The following is a 22118-nucleotide window of genomic DNA, read 5'->3' on the forward strand; positions in this document are numbered from 1 at the left end:
CATCCTTATAATTTTTATTTATAGATAGGAGCAAATAGAAATAAGATATTACTCCAATATTAGCGCGTGAAAAATGAAATCTATTCACATTAATATTAGAAAAATAGATTATCTTTATTACCATTATTGATATAGCTAATTGATATAATATATTACTATAAGTTTATATGATTACCAGTTATATTTAACAGAAAAAATAAAATAATACACATAAATATCAATGAATTACAAGAAAAAACGACGTGATTGTTGGGCTAAATACTATTCATAAATAGCCCAACAACAGAAAAGAGAGATACTTAAGATGTCATAAAAATAAATAGCATTTATTATCTATTTATATAAATGCTATCAACAATAACAATTTATATTCATGCACTTTCCGCTAATTGAGGAAATAATAACTCCGTGTTTCCTTGGTAAATTTTAACCTGCTTGCTACCTAAAAAGTAACGTTCACCCCGTGTCGGTATTGTTGCTGCGGACTGCCAAACAACAGATATTGGGTCATTTCCCCACCCTAATGGTTGAACTGTTAATTGCCAAAAATGACCTCTTGGACCAGATTCTGTTACCCTAACAGGTAAACGGTGTTGTTCATCCACTTCAGGTTGTAATGATATTTCCCAAGGCCTAAGAAATACATCGACCTCTCCTTGATGAGCACTGCTATGATTAAGCGAAAATTCATAACCGCCGATATTGAGCATTGACCCCCTGATTTGTGCTGAGATTTGGTTAACTTCCCCCATAAACTCAAGAACAAAGCGAGTCTCAGGGCTCTGCCAAATAGCACTTGGCGTCCCAACCTGCTCAATATGCCCTTCACTCATAACGACGACCCTATCTGCCACTTCCATGGCTTCTTCCTGATCATGAGTGACAAACACACTAGTAAATTTTAACTCGTCATGTAATTGACGTAGCCAGCGGCGTAGCTCAACACGAACTTGCGCATCAAGAGCTCCAAAAGGCTCATCAAGCAATAAAATTTGCGGGTCAACCGCCAGTGCACGTGCTAAAGCTACACGTTGCTTTTGCCCACCAGAGAGCTGTGCAGGATAACGGGAAGCCAAGTGAGATAATTGCACCATCTCCAATAGTTGCATGGCTTTTTGTTTGATAGCTTGTGTGGATGGTCGCTGCTTACGCGGTAGAACTGTTAAGCCAAAAGCGACATTATCAAATACCGTCATATGACGAAATAATGCATAATGCTGAAAAACAAAACCTACATGCCTATCCTTTGCATGTATTTTACTGACATCTTGGCCGTGGAAACGCAAAGTACCGTAACTTTGTTGCTCAAGCCCTGCGATTATCCTTAATAGCGTTGTTTTACCTGAACCAGAAGGCCCCAATAGCGCCACCATCTCACCCGATGCAATATCCAGTGAAATACCGTTGAGTACTTGGGTTTTCCCAAATAACTTACCGATTTTTTCAATTTCAATACTCATGATCAATGGACTCCTGATTCAGACTGCTGACGATTTAAATGCCATTGCAATGCGCTTTTAAGGATTAATGTAATGATGGCCATTACAGCGAGGACCCCTGCGGCAGTAAATGCACCGACAGTATTATAATCCTGATGTAATAATTCAACTTGTAACGGTAAGGTATAGGTCTCACCACGAATAGCACCGGAAACCACGGATACCGCTCCAAATTCCCCAATCGCCCGAGCATTGGTCAGTACAACACCGTATAGCAACGCCCAACGGATATTCGGTAATGTCACCCGCCAAAACATTTTCCACCCTGAAGCCCCCAGCAATACCGCGGCTTCATCTTCTTGGCTGCCTTGGCTTAACATCAATGGTACCAATTCACGCACAACAAATGGGCAAGTCACAAAAATCGTCACTAAAGCCATTCCTGGCCATGAAAACATAACTTGAATATCAAACCCTTCAAGCCAACCACCAAACCAGCTATTAGAACCATAAAACAGCAAATACAATAAACCTGCGACGACGGGGGAAACCGCAAATGGGATATCAACTAATGTAAGCAGTAACTGCCGACCCGGAAAATGAAAACGCGTGACGAGCCATGCCATCATTGTGCCAAAAACCAAATTTACAGGTACGGTAATTAAGGCAATTAACACAGTTAGCCCAATCGCATGTAACATGTCAGGGTCTGCTAAATTCAGTAAAACGGTATCTAAGCCTTTTTGAAATGCTGTAATAAAAATCCAAATAATTGGGATAACCAATAGCAAAACTGAGAACAGAATACCAATGGCTATTAATAACCATTTCCCCCAGTTGATTTGGGAACGATTAGCAGCATGAATAGGTGTAACTTGTGCCATTACTTACCCCCTAATCGTTTACCAAAACGGCTTTGTACTAAGTTAACACTAAATAAAAGCAGCAATGAAACCGCCAAAATAACGGATGCGACAGCACTCGCCGCAGGGTAATCAAATTGCTGTAATTGACTGAAAATCATTAATGAAACTACTTCTGTTTGCCAAGCAATGTTACCTGCAATAAAGATAATGGCACCAAATTCCCCCAAACTACGAGTAAAAGACAACACTGTACCCGCTAAAAGAGCTGGGGAAAGTTCAGGTAATACGACTCGTCTAAATGTTTGCCAGCGGCTAGCACCGAGCGTTTGCGCCGCTTCTTCATATTCAGGCCCTAACTCTTCTAAAACAGGCTGCACGGTACGCACTACAAATGGGATACTGGTAAACGCCATTGCTACCGCAATTCCTAACCATGTATTCACAACTTTAATGTCGAACTGGTGAAGGTATTGACCATACCAACCAGAAGTTGCAAACAATGTCGCGAGTGTCAAACCAGCGACGGCGGTAGGTAATGCAAAAGGCAAATCAACTAAACCATCTAAAAACAGACGTCCAGGAAAGCGATAGCGAGTCAAAATCCAAGCTAATAATAGGCCAAAGACGGCATTAAATAGACTGGCAACCAGCGCTGACAACAAAGTTACTTTGTAGGCGGCAACCACTTGCGGGTAACTAATCACCGCCCAATATTGCTGCCATGTCATATCTGACAGTTGTATTACCAATGCACTCATGGGTAGCAGCAAAATCAAACAGGTATAAAATAAGCTGCTCCCTAATGTCAGCCCAAAGCCTGGTAGAAAGCGCTTTCCTGAACGGCTCATTAACGGCGCCCTTGAGCCATTAGTTCGTCAAACTCGCCACCTGTTGCAAAATGCACATCCATCACTTTTGGCCAGCTTTCAAATTGAGACTCAACTGTAAAAAGTTTTGTCTCTGGGAATTTAGCCTTATTCGCTTCCATTACGGCTTTATCATTCACGCGATAATTAAAGCTAGTAATAATTTCTTGGGCTTGAGGGCTATATAAATAATTCAAATAAGCTTTAGCGACATCTTCTGAACCATTTTTTTGTACATTTTTATCAACCCAAGTCACTGGAAATTCAGCCAAAATATCAACTGGTGGTACAATCACTTCATAATCAGACTCACCATATTGACTACGAATGTTGTTCACTTCTGATTCGAAGCTAATCAATACATCACCTAGCTCTCTTTCAATAAAAGAGGTAGTTGCACCACGGCCACCAGTGTCGAATACTTCGACATTTTTTAGGAATTGCTTCATTTGCTCACGTGTTTTTGCTTGGTCACCATTGTTTTCTTGGTTAAAAGCCCCCCATGCAGCAAGGTAGGTATAGCGGCCATTTCCAGATGTTTTTGGGTTTGGAAATATTAATTTTACGTCTTCACGTACCAAATCATCCCACGTCTTAATTCCCTTAGGGTTTCCTTTACGCACTAAAAACGCCATTGTGGAGTAATAAGGTGAACTATTATTTGGTAATCGAGCTTGCCAGTCAGCAGGGATCAATTTGCCTTTATCGTGCAAAATTTGCACATCTGTAACTTGATTATAAGTGACAACATCGGCTTTCAACCCCTGCAATATTGCTAGCGCTTGCTTCGATGAACCCGCGTGGGATTGTTTAATCGTTAATTTGTCGTCTGGATGTGCTTCATTCCACTGTTTTTCAAATGAAGGGTTTAATGCCACAAATAACTCACGGGCAATGTCATAAGAGCTATTAAGGAGTTCTGCGGCAATTAATGGCGTGCTGCCGAATAACGATGCCGTCGCTAAGCTTGCTAATGCTGTTTTTTTCAAAAATGATTTTTTCATTCCACACCCATTCATAACTAAACCAAAACGACTAAGATTAAAAACACTGTATCTGTTTTGGTTATAACTGTGTAGCTATCAATCACCTTTTGATATATCAAATTAGAATAACAAAGAAAATATCGACATAAGAGTAAAAATACTGTTTTATTTTAATGAGTTAAGAAATGAATAGTTTTCATGAATAAACCAAATCGACAAATCTATATACCGTATTTACGGTTGTTGATGGCTTAATTCGTTTGGGGTGAGAAAAGATTGATATTCACTTAGGCAGGGCATCAGCATATTCATGATAACAAAAGAGCGCCGCATCCATGCGGCAAACAGTCATTTATAATGCGAGTAGTTTCTCAAGAGAAGGCGCATAGTAATAACTACCTGAAACGGCTTTCGTCATACGCAGTAAATCATCGTATTTACCGTCTTTTTCACCAAACATACTAAGCAATTGTTGTTCAATATTGTGTAGCCTTGCACAATAGGCGACAAAGAATAAACCATGTTTACCACTTGCTGTGCCATACGGCAGGCTGTGACGCATGATGGATAGCTCTTCACCCTCTTCTTCTACCACGACTCGTGAAACATGCGAAGTCACATTACGCACATCTTCATCAAGCTCAACGCTATCATGTTTAGTACGGCCAATCATTTTTTCCTGTTCATGTTCAGTAAAACGATCCCATTTACTTAAGTCGTGTTCATAGCGTTGAACTAAAACATAACTACCACCCTTGTCATCGCCTTGTTCGACTAATGTCACTTCCGCAATTTCTTCACCTTGCGGATTTTCTGTACCATCAATAAAACCGCTTAAGTCCCTATCATCTACCCAGCGGAAACCATGAATTTCCTCAACAACATGAATAGATTTACCAAACACTTTTAGTGCCGCTTGCGCTAAAGAGAAATTAATATCGTGGCGAAGAGATTGAATATGAATAAACATATCTCTTTGTGTGGCAGGCGCAAGCCCCTTACCTAATGTATGGAATGGTTTCAATTCAGGTGCGCACTGAGCATGCCCCAATTGCTGCCAAATATCAGAGCCAAACGCAATTACTGCACCAAGACGGTCATCAGGATATTGCGCCTGTAATTTGGTCAAAGCATCGACAAAGCCTTTACATCCAGATTTAACTTCATCCAGAGATCCTTCTTGCACTTGTGCTTCAATAAAAATACCAAAACGGCTATGTTCTTTCAAAATACCACTTTGAGAATGAGACATACGGTAAACCTCGTAAAATGAGTATGTTATATAACCTATTTTTTATATAAAACGATATGATTATCCTATCTTATCGTGATGTTTTTCACCTTGTTTTAACGCAAGGGTTTATAGGTTTCGATGCCTATTATAGGAAAGAAAATTTAAGAAAGGGGAAATTTATTTGTGTACAATAACGAGGTTCGATAAAAGAGGGGATCGCCAGTATAACTAAACCTGACGATATACCTTAAAATCAGCTTACTTATGCCAAATTATCTGCGATATTGTCCATGATTGAAGGTCATCATCCGAAGGCATCATCCCTTCTGGCCCTTGCCATTTACCCGTAAAACGGTAAATAACTTTTGTTGATTGTGGCGAATTACATTCAATGCTTGGTACATCATTGATTCGCTCACCAAGGCTACATACACCAAATGCTTTTTGGTATATTTCACTAAATTCAGTGCCAACTTTTGGCCCCCACTCGGTAACAATATCAGGGTCATTGACTGTAATGCGCGACACATAGCCATGCTCAGGCCCCATTATCTCTAATTTTACCTCGTCATCATTAATGCCTTGGAAAATAGCGACCACATTACCATTGTCCATTTGCATTCCGCTACGGATGTTATAACGGTCATTAAGCTGCGTTTTAATAGTATCAGCTTGCATCGGGGTAAAATTGGTTACTTGACCAACCCCTGAGCTAGAGATCACTAGTGGGCTACTAAACCAAGTCGATGGCGAAAAAATTTTCGTGCCAGCACAACCTGACAATAGTGTTATTCCGCATAGCAGAGTAATTTTCAACAATGGCGTTAAGCCGCTATTGTTATTAAAAGTTGCATGTTGGGACATATCATCCTCTTTAATCCGTCGCATAATGCATATTGTGACAACCTATTTGCCAAAACATTCACATGAATGATTAAACAAATAGTCAATTAACCTAAAAATCCGTTTCGTGAGTTAATTTTTTCGAATAAATCAAACGTTCAGACTGTTCTTCTTCATAAAGCATTTTTTCAAACATACAAATAGCGGCATCTGATTCTTCGCTCACTAAAAGTTCAATTCTTCCACACCCTCTGGCAATTAGTTTTTTCTCTAGCCGGCTGACTAAAGCATTTGCTATACCGCGCGCACGATATTCAGGATGTACAGCAAGGTAAACGGCTGTGCCGCGGATACCATCGTACCCGCCCATAATGGTACCAACAACCTCACCTGCGACCTCAGCGACTAAGAATAAGTCTGCACCGCATTGTAATTTACGTTCGATGTCGAGTTCAGGGTCCCCCGAAAACTCATTGAGAGAACAACGTTCCCATAACGTCAGTACATCTTCATAATCACTTTGGCGAAAGATGCGTATTTCCATAACATTTGCCCGTTTAAACTAATCTTTCTGTCATTATCACTGCTTTTGCCACACAATCAATATTCAATATGCCTTTTTTACGACAAAAGGGTATACTTTGGTTATTATTTTTCATCTATGGTTCTATTAGAAAACAATGAATTACCCAGATATCGGTCGTGTAAAAGCTTTCTTGCAAAGCTTACAAGATACTATTTGTCAAAAAATCACTGAGCTAGATGGTAAGGAAACTTTTCTAGAACAAACATGGGAACGTTCTGAAGGTGGTGGGGGCCGTAGCCGAGTATTAACTAATGGGGCTATATTCGAACAAGCAGGGGTCAACTTCTCCCATATTCAGGGGGAAAAATTACCTGCATCTGCCACAGCACACCGCCCTGAACTCGCAGGTCGTAGCTACCAAGCAATGGGCGTCTCTCTGGTTATCCATCCACTCAACCCATATATCCCAACTACCCACGCGAATGTGCGCTTTTTTATCGCCGAAAAAGAGGGAGAAGCCCCTGTTTGGTGGTTTGGTGGTGGGTTTGATCTAACCCCCTTTTATGCCTTTAACGAAGACGTCATTCACTGGCACACTGTAGCTCGCGATTTATGCTTACCTTATGGCGATGATGTTTATCCTAAATATAAACATTGGTGTGACGAATACTTCTTTTTAAAACATCGTAATGAGCCTCGGGGTGTCGGTGGCCTGTTCTTTGATGACCTCAATCAATGGGGTTTCGATAACTGTTTTAACTTCACACAAGCCGTTGGACATGGTTTTTTACACGCTTATGTACCCATTGTTGAAAAACGCTGTGGCCATTCGTGGGGAGAACGCGAACGACAGTTTCAATTATATCGTCGTGGTCGCTATGTCGAGTTTAACTTAGTTTGGGATAGAGGCACCTTATTTGGTTTACAAAGCGGTGGACGAACTGAGTCTATTTTAATGTCAATGCCACCACTGGTGCGTTGGGAATATGACTATCATCCTGAGCCTAATAGCCCAGAAGCGACTCTCTATAGTGAATTTTTAATCCTCGGTAAAGACTGGTTAACCCAATAATTACTGTTACAAACTTATTCATTAAGGTAGAAATATTCCATTTCTACCTTTCTAATAAAATATAACAAAATCTAACTAAATTCGTTAAATATCAAAAGGTTACATAAAACAAAAAAACAATTATGATTCCATTTCATCCAATAGAATGGAGTTATAATATGAGTCAAATTTTAGGTCGTTCCTTATTATCGCCTTGTCTAATATCAAGTTTAATCTCCGAAACTGGAGTGACTAAGCTCAACCCTACACTCATTCATATCAATGATGTCATGAGCAGAATCTATTCAGATGAAGATGCACAATTACATCGTAATAGCCTATCTGCTTGTTCTATTGATCCTGTTAAAAATTACAGCCGCTTTATTCGAGATGCTCAGCGCCCTGTTCCCTATAAGATCCATCGACACTCAGATTTACCGATTTGCCAGCGTGACCAACTTTCCCTTAATGAGCATATGCCACATGATGATTATACTGTGATCATGAGTGAAGGTGATGATAAAGCCCCTTCAGCACCGGCAGGCTATGTCTTCGATTATATTGGGAAAGTACGTGCTTTCTTTAAGGAGAAATTAGATATTGACCAGATGTTTGGCTGTTCTGCAGACATCAATGCGGTTATTCATTATGGAACAAACTACGCTAATGCCTTTTGGAATTCTCAGGCTATTTTCTTTGGTGACGGAGATGGTAAAGTCTTTGGCCCCTTTTACAATGACATTGACATAATTGCCCATGAATTAGCCCATGGTTTCATTAGTTCAAAAGCTAACTTTAGATATGCATTTCAATCTGGTGCGCTAAATGAATCCGTTGCTGATGTTTTAGGCATTATGGTCAAACAATTTGTACAAAATGAGACAGCTTGTGAATCCAATTGGCTTATTGGTGAAAATTTATTTATCGACCAAATTAATGCCCCAGCCTTACGTTCCATGAGTGCCCCAGGCACTGCTTATGCATTGAATAACAAAAATGTTGACCCACAAGTTGGTCATATGTCTCAATATCGAGATTTACCTATGCGGATTGATAATGGTGGTGTCCATATTAATTCAGGTATCCCGAATAAAGCCTTTCATTTATTAGCAACTAGCCTTGGAGGATATACATGGGATGTTGCTGGTAAAATATGGATAGCGGCAGTATCAGACCCTATTGTTACCTCAATGGCGGATTTCAAGCAATTTGCCACAGCAACAGTGAGTAACGCCCAAAAATTATTTGGTGAACAAATCGCATCACAAACACAAAAAAGCTGGGAAAAAGTTGGATTAGTATTCGATAAACACTAATCTTGTATCATATGGCGACATCACCATGCCAAATAGCTGTTCTTAGTAGCTAGTCATTTTCATCTATAAAGGCCGATGTTAAGCAATTCAAATGCCTAATCATTCAGCCTTATAAGCAAAGGATTTTTAACTAAACCCGCACGTTAACGTTTTTTCTTTTTACGACCCGGTTGGGTAAATTTTTTACGTGTAGGGTTTTCAGGTTTCGCCTTTGGCTTATTCCCTGTATTTTGTTTGGCTCCACCACCATTTTTACTGGTTGCTTGGGTCTTTGCCTGTTTTTTCGGTTTAATATCCGATTCTGATTTTTCCATCATATCAAATAATTCAATCAGTTCGTCTGCTGTTAAGTCACGCCACTCTCCAACTGGAAGCCCTGTTAACCGAACATTCATAATACGAATACGTTCAAGCTTAGTCACTTCAAAACCAAAGTGCTCACACATCCGCCTAATTTGACGATTCAGACCTTGCACCAAGGTAATACGGAACACAAAAGGCGCTTCTTTTTTCACCTTACATTTCTTAGTCATCGTACCTAAGATGGGGACTCCGGCTCCCATGCCTCGAATAAAATCATCTGTAACGGGTTTATTCACCGTAACTAAATATTCTTTCTCGTGAGAATTCCCGGCACGTAAAATTTTATTAACCAGATCACCGTGATTAGTCAAAAAAATCAGCCCTTGAGAGTCTTTATCTAGACGCCCAATAGGGAAAATTCGCGTGCTATGGTTAACATAGTCAACAATATTGTCTTTTTCGCCGCTTTCCGTGGTACTGACAATCCCCACTGGTTTATTCAACGCAATTAATACTAAATCATCTTCATTACGCGGTTCAATCAATTGACCATTAACTTTAACCACATCACCTGCAAAAACTTGGTCACCGATGGCTGCACGTTTACCATTAATAAAGACATTGCCTTGCTCAATATAACGATCAGCTTCACGTCGTGAACAAATACCACTTTCACTAATATATTTGTTTAGACGTGTAGAAGAACGAGTGTCCATAATTTACCTCAATCATTTGTGCCCCACCGCGCCATCGTTGTTAGTTTTGGTTGTGTGAAAGCAACGTTTAATTATTAAACTATTTAAATCGATAATATAATAAAAAGCCGTAACACAATAATTTTGTTACGGCTTTTTATTCACTAAGGTTAGTAAACCCTTAGCTGATACTTTGACCCACTAACGTTTTTTAAGATGTTGCATCAAACGCTTACGTTTACGTAATTGGGTTGCAGTTAGTTTATTTTTCTTATCTGCATATGGGTTTTCACCCTCTTTAAACAGAATACGAATTGGCGTCCCCATCACTTGCAGTGAGCGACGGAAATAATTCATTAGGTAGCGTTTATAGCTATCAGGCAAATCCGACACTTGGTTACCATGGATCACCACTATCGGTGGGTTATGCCCCCCTGCGTGTGCATATTTCATTTTAACTCGACGGCCACGAATCAACGGCGGCTGGTGTTCGTCTTCCGCCATATTCATAATTCGAGTTAACAATGCCGTTCCCACACGACGCGTAGCGGATTCATAAGCCTCTTGCACCGATTCAAATAAATTACCTACACCGCTACCATGCAACGCTGAAATAAAGTGAATACGTGCAAAGTCAACAAAACCAAGACGTAACTCTAGCATGTCTTTTACATGTTCACGGTCTTCTGGTTTCATGCCATCCCATTTGTTAACCGCAATCACCAGTGAACGCCCAGCATTTAAAATAAAGCCAAGTAACGATAAATCTTGGTCTGAGATACCTTCTCTTGCGTCAATCACTAGCAACACAACGTTTGCATCTTCGATTGCTTGCAGTGTTTTAATTACAGAGAATTTTTCTACTGTTTCCGTTACTTTCCCACGTTTACGCACGCCCGCAGTATCAATCAGAATGTACTCACGGTCATCGCGTTCCATTGGAATATAAATACTGTCACGGGTTGTACCCGGCATATCAAACACAACAACGCGATCTTCACCTAGGATACGATTTGTGAGTGTTGATTTACCCACATTTGGGCGACCCACAATCGCTAATTTGATGGGTAATGTGGTTGGGTCAAAATCGTCTTCTTCATCTTCAGCAAGTTGGCCTTCTGCTTCTAACTCAGCCCAGTAAGCCGCATTTGCTTCTTCTTCCGTTAACTCAACTTGCTCTTCTTCTTCACCAATAAACGGTTTCAAAGATTGTTCAATTAATTGTGTTACACCACGACCGTGGGAGGCAGCAATGGGGTGTATTTCCCCTAACCCAAGCGAATAAAAATCACCAACTGCGGTATTTACATCAATACCATCAGTTTTATTTGCCACTAAGTAAGTTTTTTTCTTGCGGCTACGAAGATGTTTGGCAATTCCTTCATCTGCTGGCATCAACCCGGCTCTCGCATCGACCATGAACAATACAATGTCAGCTTCTTCAATGGCTTGTAAGGACTGTGCGGCCATATGCGTTTCTACGCCTTCCTCAGTCCCATCGATACCACCCGTGTCAATAATAATAAACTCATGCCCTTCCACTTCGGCACGACCATATTTGCGATCACGAGTCAGACCGGGAAAGTCCGCTACTAATGCGTCACGGGTACGGGTTAAACGGTTAAATAACGTGGATTTTCCTACGTTTGGACGCCCTACCAGCGCTACGACGGGTATCATTCTTAGATGCCTCACAACTTTTATTAACTAAAGGAATTCTGAAGCTTTCACTCAGAAAACAAAAAACGAACGGCTCCTGTCATCAGGAACCGTTGATTTTATCGATAAATTGTCGGTTTGTCAGAAAATTAACGCGTTAACAGATAAACTGTTCCGTTTTTCGTCTGAACCATTAGTTTATCACTTGCAACAACAGGGCGACTGTGAATACCGGAGCTGTTTAATTTATTTTGAGCAACAAACTCACCCGTATTCATATCTAACCAATGTAAGTAGCCTTCTTTGTCACCGACAACAATATAACCATTAAACATTTCAGGTGCTGACAAACCACGGTTTAGTAAGTCTTCTTGTGTCCACAATGTCACACCATCACTTTTACGGACGGACAACACGCGGTCATTTTGGTCAACGAGATACAGGTTTTCACCTGACATCACCATATCATTAATTGAACCTAGTTCGCGTTTCCATAAAATTTGGCCTGAGCGCATATCAAGTGATGCTAATGTGCCATTATAAGCAATCGCATAGACTTTGCCGTCATCAATAATCGGTGTCATATCGACATCATTCAAACGGCCGATCTCAGTTGAACTAGTGACTTGAGAAATGCGTTGTTGCCAAATCAGTTGCCCTTGTGATAATAAAACGGCGTTTACACGCCCGTTATCACCACCAACAATTGCGGCCCCAAATGCGACCGCTGGTGCAGATTCACCACGTAAAGACAGTGATGGCGTGTCCATGTTAACAGTCCACTTGATTTCACCACTATTTACATCTAACGCTTGCAATTGGCCATTGCTAGTATGAATAACGACTAAATCGTTACTAACAACCGGTTTAGAAAGGGCTTCACCAGCAACTTCAACATCCCAAATAACTTGACCATCTTCTTTGTTTAAGGCAATAACGGTACCACGCTCAGTACCAATAAAGATTTTATCGCCATCAACAGTTAAACCACCTGATAATAACGCGGATAAATTCGCAGAAAGGAAACCGGTACGCTTGGACAAGTCAACAGACCAAATCTCTTTACCACTGTCTAGCTCAAATGCTTTCACTAAACCTTTACGGTCTGCCGCATAAACAGCTGAGCCATCCCAAGCAGGCGATAACTCGGAGTAAAATTGTTCAACGCCATTACCAACAGATTTATCCCAAACAATTGATGGAGTAAATTGATTCTCAACCTGCGGAAGTGGCGCCATAATGATAGAATCAGTTTCGCTGGAACAACCGGCAAGTAAAGCTGAAGCGACTAGGCCAACCAAAAGAGTTTTGCGCAACTGCATGTTTGTCGTTTCCTTTCTTCTTATGAATTAGATACGTTGTTCAATTTCAGAGTTAAAATACCTCTAAGAGATTGAGAACCTTCACTTTCTAGCCCCTGAGTGTATGCGGCTTTTGCACCAGCTTTATCACCCTTATGGAGTAAAGCATCACCACGGACATCCTGTGCCGTCGCTTGCCATGACTTACCTTTGATATTCGTAATAGATGCTATCGCACCATCAGCATTACCTTGAGCCAATTGTACGCGAGCCAAACGCAAGTTAATTAAATCTTGCATATCAACCGTTTTTGCTTTAGCTAATGCATTAGTTAGCGCAGTTTGTGCATTCGCTAAGTCGCCTTTATCAACGGCGATTTGCGCTAACTCTAGCCCCATCATTGCGCTGTAAACATCATCAGTTTCAGCAGCAAATTTTTGCGCGGCAACGATACTTTGTTCTGAGCCTGAACGCAGTTGGGTACTCACTGTTTCAAATTTTTGGGCGCTTTCTTGCAATATATCGGTTTTATGTGACTGCCAGTAATTCCAACCAAATACACCACCAACACCAATAACAAGGCCAACAACTAATGCAACACCGTTGTTAGCAAAAAAGCGTTTGATCGCATCAACTTGATCATTTTCGTTTGTATAGACTTCCACTTGTCTCTCCTTAACCTAATAGCTCAGCGATGCGAGATGCCATTAGTTGCTGTGAAATAGTTTCTTGTGCGCCTGTGCGCAAATCTTTCAAGGTTACTTGACCATTAGTCATTTCGTCTTCCCCCAAGATCAAAGCAATTTTAGCGCCTTGTTTATCTGCTCTTGCTAACTGTTTCTTGAAGTTCCCACCGCCGTGGTTAGCCATTAATCTCAAAGTAGGTAATTCATCACGTACTTTTTCAGCAACCAATAAGGCAGCTTGTTGGCAATTTTCACCAAAAGACGCTAAATACACGTCAGCCACTGAAGTGTCTGCGGTAAATGCTGGATTCACTTCTTGGACTAGCAACACCATGCGTTCCATACCCATGGCAAAACCAACAGCTGGGGTAGCTCTGCCGCCTAATTGCTCGACAAGGCCATCGTAGCGGCCACCGGCACAGACTGTACCTTGAGAGCCTAGTGCCGTTGTAACCCATTCAAATACAGTACGGTTATAGTAATCAAGACCACGAACTAAACGCTGATTAACACGATATTTGATACCCGCAGTATCTAATAGTTTACACAAACCATCGAAGTGTTCACGTGATTCGACATCAAGGTAATCAAACAGTTCAGGTGCATCATTCAATAACGTTTGCACCCCTTGATTTTTAGAGTCCAAAACGCGAAGTGGGTTAGTGTACATCCGGCGTTTACAGTCCTCATCCAGCTTATCTTTATGTTGCTCTAAAAATGCAACCAAAGCCTCACGATAATTTGCACGCGCGTCTAACGAACCAATTGAGTTTAGTTCTAGCGTCACATGTTCGCTTATACCTAATGCTTTCCACCAACGCGCTGTCATTAGGATCATTTCGGCATCGATGTCTGGCCCACTCAAACCAAATACCTCTGCACCTAATTGGTGAAACTGGCGGTAACGCCCCTTTTGAGGGCGTTCATAGCGAAACATTGGCCCTAAATACCACAAACGTTGTTCCTGATTGTACAGCAAACCATGCTCAATACCTGCGCGGACACAGCCTGCGGTATTTTCTGGGCGTAATGTCAGACTTTCTTCATTACGGTCATTGAAGGTATACATTTCTTTTTCAACGACATCCGTCACTTCACCAATCGCTCTACGAAATAGCGGGGTCTGCTCTACAATCGGGGTACGTATTTCACTAAAACCATAACCCTGTAAAATATTTTTCAATGTTGCTTCGATTTTTTGCCATACACGCGTGTCAGCTGGTAAGTAATCATTCATGCCGCGAATGGCTTGGATATTTTTTCCCACTTTATTTCTCTATTTTCAGAATTACATAAGTTTGATTATAAGAGCGAAATATCATCAGGTTCAATCAACAAACACCAATTACTGATACGAATCGGGAATTATCTGTTTATTTGCCCGATGAGTGTTCGATTTTAGAAAAAAACACGGATAATTAACACCATTAATAGCCTGATAAATGTAAAAACTGGCTCTATACGAGCCAGTTTATTTACCTAATTAATTTTTTAGGTTAATTTCGATCCGGTTACTCTCATCCATCATCGCCGCTTTAGCACGGATTTTCGCTTCAAGTTGGTCAATAATATTATCATTATCAAAGCGTTCTTTTTGCCGCTTACCATCTTCATAGAAACCGCTTTTAGTTTTCGCCCCTGCAACACCAAGTGTTGAAACTTCGGCTTCACCTGGGCCATTAACCACACAACCGATGATCGAGACATCCATTGGCGTAATAATGTCTTCTAGACGTTGTTCTAAAGCATTAACGGTCCCAATGACGTCAAACTCTTGACGTGAACAGGTTGGGCAAGCAATAAAGTTGATACCGCGAGAGCGAATTCGTAATGATTTTAGAATATCAAAACCGACTTTTACTTCTTCAATTGGGTCTGCGGCTAATGAAATTCGCAAGGTATCACCAATACCTTCCGACAATAACATACCTAAGCCAATTGCAGATTTAACCGAGCCTGAACGTGCGCCACCAGCTTCGGTGATCCCCAAATGTAAGGGTTGATCAATTTTATTTGCCAATAAGCGATAAGACCCCACGGCTAAAAAGACATCAGAGGCTTTCACGCTGATTTTGAACTGATCAAAGTTCAGTCTATCCAAAATATCCACATGGCGCATCGCTGATTCGACTAGCGCTTCTGGTGTAGGCTCGCCGTATTTTTCTTGAATGTCTTTCTCAAGGGAACCACCATTAACACCGATTCGAATGGGGATATTGTAGTGACGTGCACAATCAACAACTTGGCGTATTCTTTCTTCGCTACCAATATTACCTGGATTAATGCGCAAGCAATCAACGCCGTATTCTGCAACTTTAAGGGCAATGCGATAATCAAAATGAATATCTGCCACTAATGGCACATTGACCTGCTGCTTAATCAATTTAAATGCTTCAGCTGCATCCATAGTGGGGACTGAAACACGAACAATATCTACGCCAACGCGTTCAAGGGATTTAATTTGCTGTACCGTTGCATCAACATCCGTTGTGCGGGTATTCGTCATTGATTGAACTGCGATGGGTGCGCCATCGCCTATAGGCACATTGCCTACGTTAATTCGAGTGGATTTACGTCTTTTTATCGGTGATTCATTATGCATTTTTCTTTAATTCTCCGAACGTCCATGTGCTCTTTTATACCGTGTTATAGTGTTAACAATTTCGTCTTACTGGTTTCACTATACACAAGAAAGCAAACTATAAACTATCATAAAAGATGTTTTCGGATATAGTTTGCCTCTTTTTATTCGTCATACTTTAAGCTTCAGGTAATTTCAATTTAGCAGGGCGTTTCGCTTTGATGAAACGGCTTAAATCCACCGCATTACCTTGGAATTGTACTGTGACATTCGCAGGGGCACCAATATTTAAGCGATAAGGCTGTGCGCCATCGAGTTCGAGCTTATCACCATTATTTTTAGTACCACTAAATAAGATTTTATTATTCGCATCACGAATCTCTAACCAGCACTGCCCCGTGAAATTTAACACTAGCGCACTACTGCTAACAGGTGCAATTTCTGTATTTTCAGCCGAATGCGTTCGGTCTAACGCATTCGTTGTTTGGGCCGCATTCGGTAGTGGAATAGTCTTCACTGGCGCATTTTCTTCCACTGGATTAACCGATGAAGGAGCCGCCGTCGACGGTTGCTGAGCCAATGTTTCTGGGGTATTTTCTAATATTGCAGCCCCGATAGGTGCTTCACCTGTAGGACTTGGTAAGTCAACAGGGGTTGTATTGTTATCTTGCTGAGACAATATCAAATCGTTCTGACTCGCCATCGAGACTAACTCGTCTTTTTGCGCGTTGTGATCTTGCCACCACCAGATACCGACCATCGCAATCAGTACAATTACGATTAACCAAGTCAGTTTCATTAACCAGCCTTCACGTTTTTTACGTCGTTTGCCTAGTGAGTAGCTTTGCATTGGAGAAACTTTTGCTAACGGAACAGGCTCTTCCGTTTTCATTAAGTCTTTAATTTCGCTTTCAGCCACACCCACCATACGTGCGTATAGACGAATATAACCGCGTAAAAATGTAGGTTCCACGCCAGCGGGGGGAATATCTTGTTCTATCTCATTTACCGTACTTACTTTGAGACATAATCGTTCTGCGACAATATCTTGTGTTAACCCCATGCGCTCACGAGCTTGCACCAATAATTGTCCTACAGTCACAGTGGTTTGTTCGGTATTATTTTCGATAGTCATTTGCTGGCAACACTATTTCCAAGTTAAAAAAATATAAAGCAACTATTCAGTAGCTTTATTCGTCAGAATTTATCATAGTTTTGAAACAACAGTTAAATTTATCATATTGCTTCAACTATTGTAGGTGAACAAAGACGTTTTGCCTAACTGTAAAACGCCTCGAAACATAACCTAACTCACTGATTAGATAATATCTATAAATCAGACTGTTTTTACCTTGATAGGTTCCCCTGCTATACGTTTTTTCAAAGTCCTTTTTGTCCTATCGATCACATCACCCGCTAACTGGCCACATGCTGCGTCAATATCATCACCACGAGTCTTACGGACTATCGTTGTAAAACCATATTCCATCAGCACCTTAGAGAAACGGTCTATCCGGCTATTTGAGCTGCGACCATATGGTGCACCAGGGAATGGGTTCCATGGGATCAAGTTGATTTTACTTGGTGTGTTTTTTAAACATTCCGCCAGTTGATGTGCTTGTTCAACACTGTCATTAACGTGATCTAACATCACATACTCAACCGTAACCCGCCCAGCATTTGCATTCGATTTTGTTAAATAGCGGTTTACACTGTTGAGGAATGTTTCAATGTTATATTTCTTATTAATTGGAACAATATCATCACGAATATCGTCTGTCGGAGCATGTAATGAGATGGCTAAGGCAACATCTATCATATCGCCTAGTTTATCCAAAGCAGGTACAACACCCGATGTTGAAATCGTAACTCGGCGCTTAGATAAACCAAAACCGAAATCATCTAACATAATTTCCATGGCTGGGACCACATTGTTCAGATTCAGTAATGGCTCGCCCATTCCCATCATAACAACGTTAGTGATTGGACGACGACCACTGGATTTCAACGAACCAATAATTTTCGCCGCTCGCCATACTTGACCAATGATTTCTGAAACACGCAAGTTACGGTTGAACCCTTGCTGTGCCGTAGAACAAAATTTACATTCCAGCGCACAACCAACTTGTGAAGAAACACACAACGTTGCACGGTCTGCTTCTGGGATATAAACCGTCTCAACCAACTGATCTCCTACTTTTATCGCCCATTTAATGGTGCCATCAGATGAACGTTGTTCCTCAGATACTTCAGGAGCACGGATTTCCGCGACTTCTTTCAGTTTTGCTCTCAGGACTTTATTAATATCGGTCATTTGATCGAAATCATCATAGCAATAGTGATAAATCCACTTCATGACCTGATCCGCACGGAAAGGTTTCTCACCCATCTGTGCAAAAAATTCACGCATCTGTTTGCGATTTAAATCAAGTAAATTCGTTTTTGGGTTCGTTTTTTCTGGTGTGACAGAAATAGCGGAAGAAGTTGCACATTGTGCAGCTGTCGTCATATCAGACATGATGTATTGCCTCGTTATTACACTTTCGGCAGTGCTAACATTTATTATAGCACGACGTAATTTTGCAGTCTTAAAAAGATAATCGCCCCGCTAATAATAGCAGGGCGTCGCATTGTACAAACTTTACAACAATAATGCTAATGCATTATGTAAAGCGTATTAGCGTGGGCAAATTTCGTCAGCAGTGAAGAAATACGCGATTTCACGTGCAGCAGATTCTTCAGAGTCTGAACCGTGAGTTGCGTTTTCAGTGAAGCTGTCAGCGTAGTCTGCACGTAAAGTCCCCGCTAATGCGTTATCTGGGTTAGTTGCGCCCATCAGGTCACGGTGACGTTGAATTGCATTTTCGCCTTCTAACACTTGCAGCATGATTGGGCCTGAAGTCATAAATTCAACCAGACCTTCAAAGAAAGGACGACCTTTGTGTTCAGCGTAGAAGCCTTCAGCTTGCTCACGAGTTAAATGCATCATTTTAGCAGCAACGATAGAAAAACCTGCGCTTTCGAAACGGTTGTAGATAGCACCGATGACGTTTTTCTTCACAGCGTTTGGTTTAATAATAGAAAATGTACGTTGAACAGTCATAAATAACCTCTTAGCGATTTATTAGGCCTTTATTCTTTGCTCTTCCCTGTAAGTTAGGATTCAAGAACGTGAAATAGGGGCATGTTGTAGTTTTTTATATTATTTCTATTTCTGATATTAGGTTTTTAGGCTTTAAAATTAAGCACACCTAGGAAAAAGAAAAATAAGGCGATGATTATAGGGGCTCTGATTACAATTTCCTACAGTCACATCAACATTTTGTTAAACTTTTTATAGCAAAAAACACTATTTTTTCGGGTAAGTCACGTTTTTCAACTATTATCGAACTCTAAAGTTAATTGCCGCCACTTGACCGCTTAGATCTAATACAGAAACTTGGTAGCTCCCTGCTTTATCAAGTGTCAGCAAAATTGAACCATTTTGCTCTGTCGTGTTAACTTGCTCGCCATTTAGGAACCACCATTTTTCACCCTGCCCACCTTGAGTGACGAGACGTAAATCCAAGCTCGTTTTCCCGGGTAAACGTTGTAAAACTTCGCTATCTCGCACGCCTGAAATTAATAAGGGTGGCATTTCCAATTTGAGGGGTGGGCAAGTTAGGTCTACTTTTGGTAAACGATTAACTCGTTTCTCACTTGCTGGTAACCATGACTCTACCGTAATGGGCCATAAGTGGACTTCTTTTTCTTGCGCATTCGGGCAATCGGCTGCGACTTGTAACCCTTTGTCATTAACCCAGACTTTTTGTCTTAAACCTAATAACGATTCTTGGTCCCTCGCCATCAAGGTTGGCGGGATGGTATTATCCAAAATCCAACTTAACCGCCGTTGACGGCAATTACTGTCGTCTTTCAATAATGATGTCCCTCCCGGCCAACAAATCACAGCTTGGCTGACACTGGCGGGTTTAATATCTTTTGGCAACGGCTGATGGGATGAATATATTTTACTCAGCAACATGGCATTTACTTGGTTCATTATCGGAATCGCAGTCGCAAAACCCAACTGCCCCGCCACGGGTGTCGCATCAGGACGCCCAACCCAAACACCGATAGTATAACGTGGATTAACCCCTATCGCCCATGCATCACGATAGCCATAGCTAGTCCCTGTTTTCCAAGCTAAATTCAATTGCCCTGATAAATTCTCATCAGGCACTGGGCGTGCTTCTCCCCCCATAATGCGTCGCACTATCCATGCCGCCCCCGGTGACATTAGTACCCTATCTCGGATTTTATCTGACGGTTTAAACCGCAAAGGTGAGACATGACCTTTGCGGGCAAATGCACTATACGCAGAGACTAAATCTTCCATGCGAGTTGCAGTTCCGCCTAAAATCAACGATAAGTTAGGTTCGCTTCCCAATGGGAAACGTAACTCAGTTCCAACATTACGTAATTGCGCTGTAAAACGTTTACTACCGTAGATATCCAATAACTGAACTACCGGTAAATTTAAGGAACGAACCAGCGCATCACTCACACTGACTGGGCCATTAAAACCACTGTCAAAATTTCCCGGTCGATAATCATTAAACCGCCTTGGAACATCTTGTAAGAGTGATTCTGCGTGAATTAAGCCTTCGTCCATCGCTAACCCATATAAAAAAGGTTTCAGCGTAGACCCCGGTGAACGCCATGCACTAATCATATCGACGTGACCAAAACGGCTATCATCTAAGAAATCGATTGACCCAATATAGGCTTTTACACTCATATCAGTATGATCAACCACCAAAATCCCCAGCGAAGTTTGCTTGGGCAATTGGTTTTTCCAATTCATAGCCATATCTTCCAATTGCCTTTGCAAACTGGCATCAATGGTAGTTTCAATAATTGGTTCTTGGGTGTCTTTAGTGACTCGTCGAGCCAATAGAGGAGCCAAATGCGGATTTTTCCGCGGTGCTAACCAAATTTGTTCTTGTTTAATATCAGCAACTTTTTCCGCACTCCACACTTGGTATTCTTCTAGCCTATCCAGCACTTTATCACGAGCAGCTTGCGCTCTTTCTGGGTATCTGTCTGGTCGTAAACGGCTTGGAGCCTGAGGTAAAACCGCAAATAATGCAGCTTCACTTGCCGTTAATTTGGCAGGGGCTTTGTTTAAATAGACCCAGCTAGCAGCCCCAATACCTTCTATCGTCCCACCGTATGGTGCGCGATTTAAATACATCTCAAGAATTTCGTCTTTAGAATAATGATATTCAAGTTGAGCGGTACGCCAGAGTTGTTTTAATTTTCCGCCAAGCGTTCTTTCGTGAGGGTCGATTAGCCTAGCAACCTGCATGGAGATAGTACTCCCACCGGACACGATACGACCTGAACTCACCAACTGCCCCGCTGCTCTTACTAATGAAAACGGGTTTACCCCAGGGTGACGATAAAAATAACGGTCTTCATAGGTTAACAATGCTTCGATAAAATCCGGCGAAACCTCTTCCAACTGGACAGGAAAACGCCAAATCCCTTCTTTATCCGCAAAGCGCCATAAAGGCGTTCCGTCCGCCGCCACGACTGTTCGTGCCATTTCTATTTTTTTAATTGGCAAAGGCCAAATCTTGTCTGCAATAAAAAATAGTAATGGCAGAAAAATAACTAACAGTAACAGTGTAAAGGTGGTGCGACGTAACCATTTTTTCATTGATGGATGTACCAAGATGATGAAATAAAAAAGCCCTTATATCTTAACTCCAATATAAGGGC

General features: G+C 41.3%; 19 protein-coding genes. 2 read left to right on the forward strand and 17 right to left on the reverse strand.

Features of this window, described 5'->3' with window-relative positions:
* Window positions 1–371 precede the first annotated feature (371 nt).
* The 7 genes from cysA to ACPEH5_RS16400 all read right to left on the reverse strand — a co-directional run bounded on the left by cysA (window position 372) and on the right by ACPEH5_RS16400 (window position 6778).
* Window positions 372–1460 (reverse strand): sulfate/thiosulfate ABC transporter ATP-binding protein CysA, encoded by a 1089-nt coding sequence (gene cysA, locus ACPEH5_RS16370; RefSeq protein WP_042844604.1) that lies wholly within the window; start codon window positions 1458–1460, stop codon window positions 372–374.
* Between the two features lie 2 nt (window positions 1461–1462).
* Window positions 1463–2323 carry a sulfate/thiosulfate ABC transporter permease CysW gene (cysW, locus tag ACPEH5_RS16375; RefSeq protein WP_042844605.1) on the reverse strand — a complete coding sequence of 287 codons (861 nt, stop codon included), beginning with the start codon at window positions 2321–2323 and terminating at the stop codon, window positions 1463–1465.
* Window positions 2323–3153 (reverse strand): sulfate/thiosulfate ABC transporter permease CysT, encoded by an 831-nt coding sequence (gene cysT, locus ACPEH5_RS16380; RefSeq protein WP_042844606.1) that lies wholly within the window; start codon window positions 3151–3153, stop codon window positions 2323–2325. The genes cysW and cysT overlap by 1 nt, the downstream gene beginning before the upstream one ends.
* Window positions 3153–4175, reverse strand: coding sequence for a sulfate ABC transporter substrate-binding protein (locus ACPEH5_RS16385; protein WP_042844607.1), 1023 nt, complete (start codon window positions 4173–4175; stop codon window positions 3153–3155). Before ACPEH5_RS16385 ends, cysT begins: the two co-directional genes overlap by 1 nt.
* A gap of 334 nt (window positions 4176–4509) precedes the next feature.
* Window positions 4510–5409, reverse strand: coding sequence for a Dyp-type peroxidase (locus ACPEH5_RS16390; RefSeq protein WP_166686810.1), 900 nt, complete (start codon window positions 5407–5409; stop codon window positions 4510–4512).
* A gap of 240 nt (window positions 5410–5649) precedes the next feature.
* Window positions 5650–6255 carry an RpoE-regulated lipoprotein gene (locus tag ACPEH5_RS16395; protein ID WP_281111132.1) on the reverse strand — a complete coding sequence of 202 codons (606 nt, stop codon included), beginning with the start codon at window positions 6253–6255 and terminating at the stop codon, window positions 5650–5652.
* Window positions 6256–6346: 91 nt separating this feature from the next.
* Complete coding sequence (locus tag ACPEH5_RS16400) at window positions 6347–6778, reverse strand: GNAT family acetyltransferase (protein WP_042844611.1); 432 nt, start codon at window positions 6776–6778, stop codon at window positions 6347–6349.
* A gap of 136 nt (window positions 6779–6914) precedes the next feature.
* On the opposite strand from ACPEH5_RS16400, the gene hemF reads away from it, so the two are divergent.
* Window positions 6915–7832 carry an oxygen-dependent coproporphyrinogen oxidase gene (gene hemF, locus ACPEH5_RS16405; RefSeq protein ID WP_166686812.1) on the forward strand — a complete coding sequence of 306 codons (918 nt, stop codon included), beginning with the start codon at window positions 6915–6917 and terminating at the stop codon, window positions 7830–7832.
* A 158-nt stretch (window positions 7833–7990) separates the two neighbouring features.
* A complete protein-coding gene (locus tag ACPEH5_RS16410) occupies window positions 7991–9127 on the forward strand; it encodes a M4 family metallopeptidase (RefSeq protein WP_071548205.1) in 1137 nt (378 codons plus the stop codon).
* 143 nt (window positions 9128–9270) lie between these two features.
* Here ACPEH5_RS16410 and rluF read toward each other — a convergent pair whose 3' ends face one another.
* The 10 genes from rluF to pbpC form a co-directional block, all read right to left on the reverse strand.
* A complete protein-coding gene (gene rluF, locus ACPEH5_RS16415) occupies window positions 9271–10146 on the reverse strand; it encodes a 23S rRNA pseudouridine(2604) synthase RluF (protein ID WP_048607837.1) in 876 nt (291 codons plus the stop codon).
* Window positions 10147–10326: 180 nt separating this feature from the next.
* A complete protein-coding gene (gene der, locus ACPEH5_RS16420; RefSeq protein WP_042844616.1) occupies window positions 10327–11805 on the reverse strand; it encodes a ribosome biogenesis GTPase Der in 1479 nt (492 codons plus the stop codon).
* 128 nt (window positions 11806–11933) lie between these two features.
* On the reverse strand, window positions 11934–13106 hold the full coding sequence (gene bamB, locus ACPEH5_RS16425; protein ID WP_042844617.1) for an outer membrane protein assembly factor BamB: 1173 nt from the start codon (window positions 13104–13106) through the stop codon (window positions 11934–11936).
* A 20-nt stretch (window positions 13107–13126) separates the two neighbouring features.
* Window positions 13127–13750, reverse strand: coding sequence for a YfgM family protein (locus ACPEH5_RS16430; RefSeq protein ID WP_281111131.1), 624 nt, complete (start codon window positions 13748–13750; stop codon window positions 13127–13129).
* Between the two features lie 10 nt (window positions 13751–13760).
* Window positions 13761–15038, reverse strand: coding sequence for a histidine--tRNA ligase (hisS, locus tag ACPEH5_RS16435; protein ID WP_042844621.1), 1278 nt, complete (start codon window positions 15036–15038; stop codon window positions 13761–13763).
* A gap of 216 nt (window positions 15039–15254) precedes the next feature.
* Window positions 15255–16373 carry a flavodoxin-dependent (E)-4-hydroxy-3-methylbut-2-enyl-diphosphate synthase gene (ispG, locus tag ACPEH5_RS16440; protein WP_042844622.1) on the reverse strand — a complete coding sequence of 373 codons (1119 nt, stop codon included), beginning with the start codon at window positions 16371–16373 and terminating at the stop codon, window positions 15255–15257.
* 157 nt (window positions 16374–16530) lie between these two features.
* Window positions 16531–17487 carry a cytoskeleton protein RodZ gene (rodZ, locus tag ACPEH5_RS16445; protein WP_042844624.1) on the reverse strand — a complete coding sequence of 319 codons (957 nt, stop codon included), beginning with the start codon at window positions 17485–17487 and terminating at the stop codon, window positions 16531–16533.
* A gap of 201 nt (window positions 17488–17688) precedes the next feature.
* Complete coding sequence (locus ACPEH5_RS16450) at window positions 17689–18870, reverse strand: bifunctional tRNA (adenosine(37)-C2)-methyltransferase TrmG/ribosomal RNA large subunit methyltransferase RlmN (protein WP_042844625.1); 1182 nt, start codon at window positions 18868–18870, stop codon at window positions 17689–17691.
* A 159-nt stretch (window positions 18871–19029) separates the two neighbouring features.
* The gene (gene ndk / locus ACPEH5_RS16455) at window positions 19030–19455 is read right to left on the reverse strand and encodes a nucleoside-diphosphate kinase (protein ID WP_042844627.1); all 426 of its coding nucleotides are present in this window, start codon (window positions 19453–19455) and stop codon (window positions 19030–19032) included.
* 279 nt (window positions 19456–19734) lie between these two features.
* Complete coding sequence (gene pbpC / locus ACPEH5_RS16460; protein ID WP_210786777.1) at window positions 19735–22056, reverse strand: peptidoglycan glycosyltransferase PbpC; 2322 nt, start codon at window positions 22054–22056, stop codon at window positions 19735–19737.
* Window positions 22057–22118: the final 62 nt, after the last annotated feature.

The sequence above is a fragment of the Providencia sp. NPDC089933 genome, from assembly GCF_049545585.1.
In the GTDB taxonomy this organism is placed as follows: Bacteria; Pseudomonadota; Gammaproteobacteria; order Enterobacterales; family Enterobacteriaceae; genus Providencia; species Providencia huashanensis.

Coding starts and splice junctions, on each gene's coding strand:
- cysA (WP_042844604.1), bottom strand. CDS start 1,460: ATGAGTATTGAAATTGAAAAAATCGGTAAGTTATTTGGGAAAACCCAA.
- cysW (WP_042844605.1), bottom strand. CDS start 2,323: ATGGCACAAGTTACACCTATTCATGCTGCTAATCGTTCCCAAATCAAC.
- cysT (WP_042844606.1), bottom strand. CDS start 3,153: ATGAGCCGTTCAGGAAAGCGCTTTCTACCAGGCTTTGGGCTGACATTA.
- ACPEH5_RS16385 (WP_042844607.1), bottom strand. CDS start 4,175: ATGAAAAAATCATTTTTGAAAAAAACAGCATTAGCAAGCTTAGCGACG.
- ACPEH5_RS16390 (WP_166686810.1), bottom strand. CDS start 5,409: ATGTCTCATTCTCAAAGTGGTATTTTGAAAGAACATAGCCGTTTTGGT.
- ACPEH5_RS16395 (WP_281111132.1), bottom strand. CDS start 6,255: ATGTCCCAACATGCAACTTTTAATAACAATAGCGGCTTAACGCCATTG.
- ACPEH5_RS16400 (WP_042844611.1), bottom strand. CDS start 6,778: ATGGAAATACGCATCTTTCGCCAAAGTGATTATGAAGATGTACTGACG.
- hemF (WP_166686812.1), top strand. CDS start 6,915: ATGAATTACCCAGATATCGGTCGTGTAAAAGCTTTCTTGCAAAGCTTA.
- ACPEH5_RS16410 (WP_071548205.1), top strand. CDS start 7,991: ATGAGTCAAATTTTAGGTCGTTCCTTATTATCGCCTTGTCTAATATCA.
- rluF (WP_048607837.1), bottom strand. CDS start 10,146: ATGGACACTCGTTCTTCTACACGTCTAAACAAATATATTAGTGAAAGT.
- der (WP_042844616.1), bottom strand. CDS start 11,805: ATGATACCCGTCGTAGCGCTGGTAGGGCGTCCAAACGTAGGAAAATCC.
- bamB (WP_042844617.1), bottom strand. CDS start 13,106: ATGCAGTTGCGCAAAACTCTTTTGGTTGGCCTAGTCGCTTCAGCTTTA.
- ispG (WP_042844622.1), bottom strand. CDS start 16,373: ATGCATAATGAATCACCGATAAAAAGACGTAAATCCACTCGAATTAAC.
- rodZ (WP_042844624.1), bottom strand. CDS start 17,487: ATGACTATCGAAAATAATACCGAACAAACCACTGTGACTGTAGGACAA.
- ACPEH5_RS16450 (WP_042844625.1), bottom strand. CDS start 18,870: ATGTCTGATATGACGACAGCTGCACAATGTGCAACTTCTTCCGCTATT.
- ndk (WP_042844627.1), bottom strand. CDS start 19,455: ATGACTGTTCAACGTACATTTTCTATTATTAAACCAAACGCTGTGAAG.
- pbpC (WP_210786777.1), bottom strand. CDS start 22,056: ATGAAAAAATGGTTACGTCGCACCACCTTTACACTGTTACTGTTAGTT.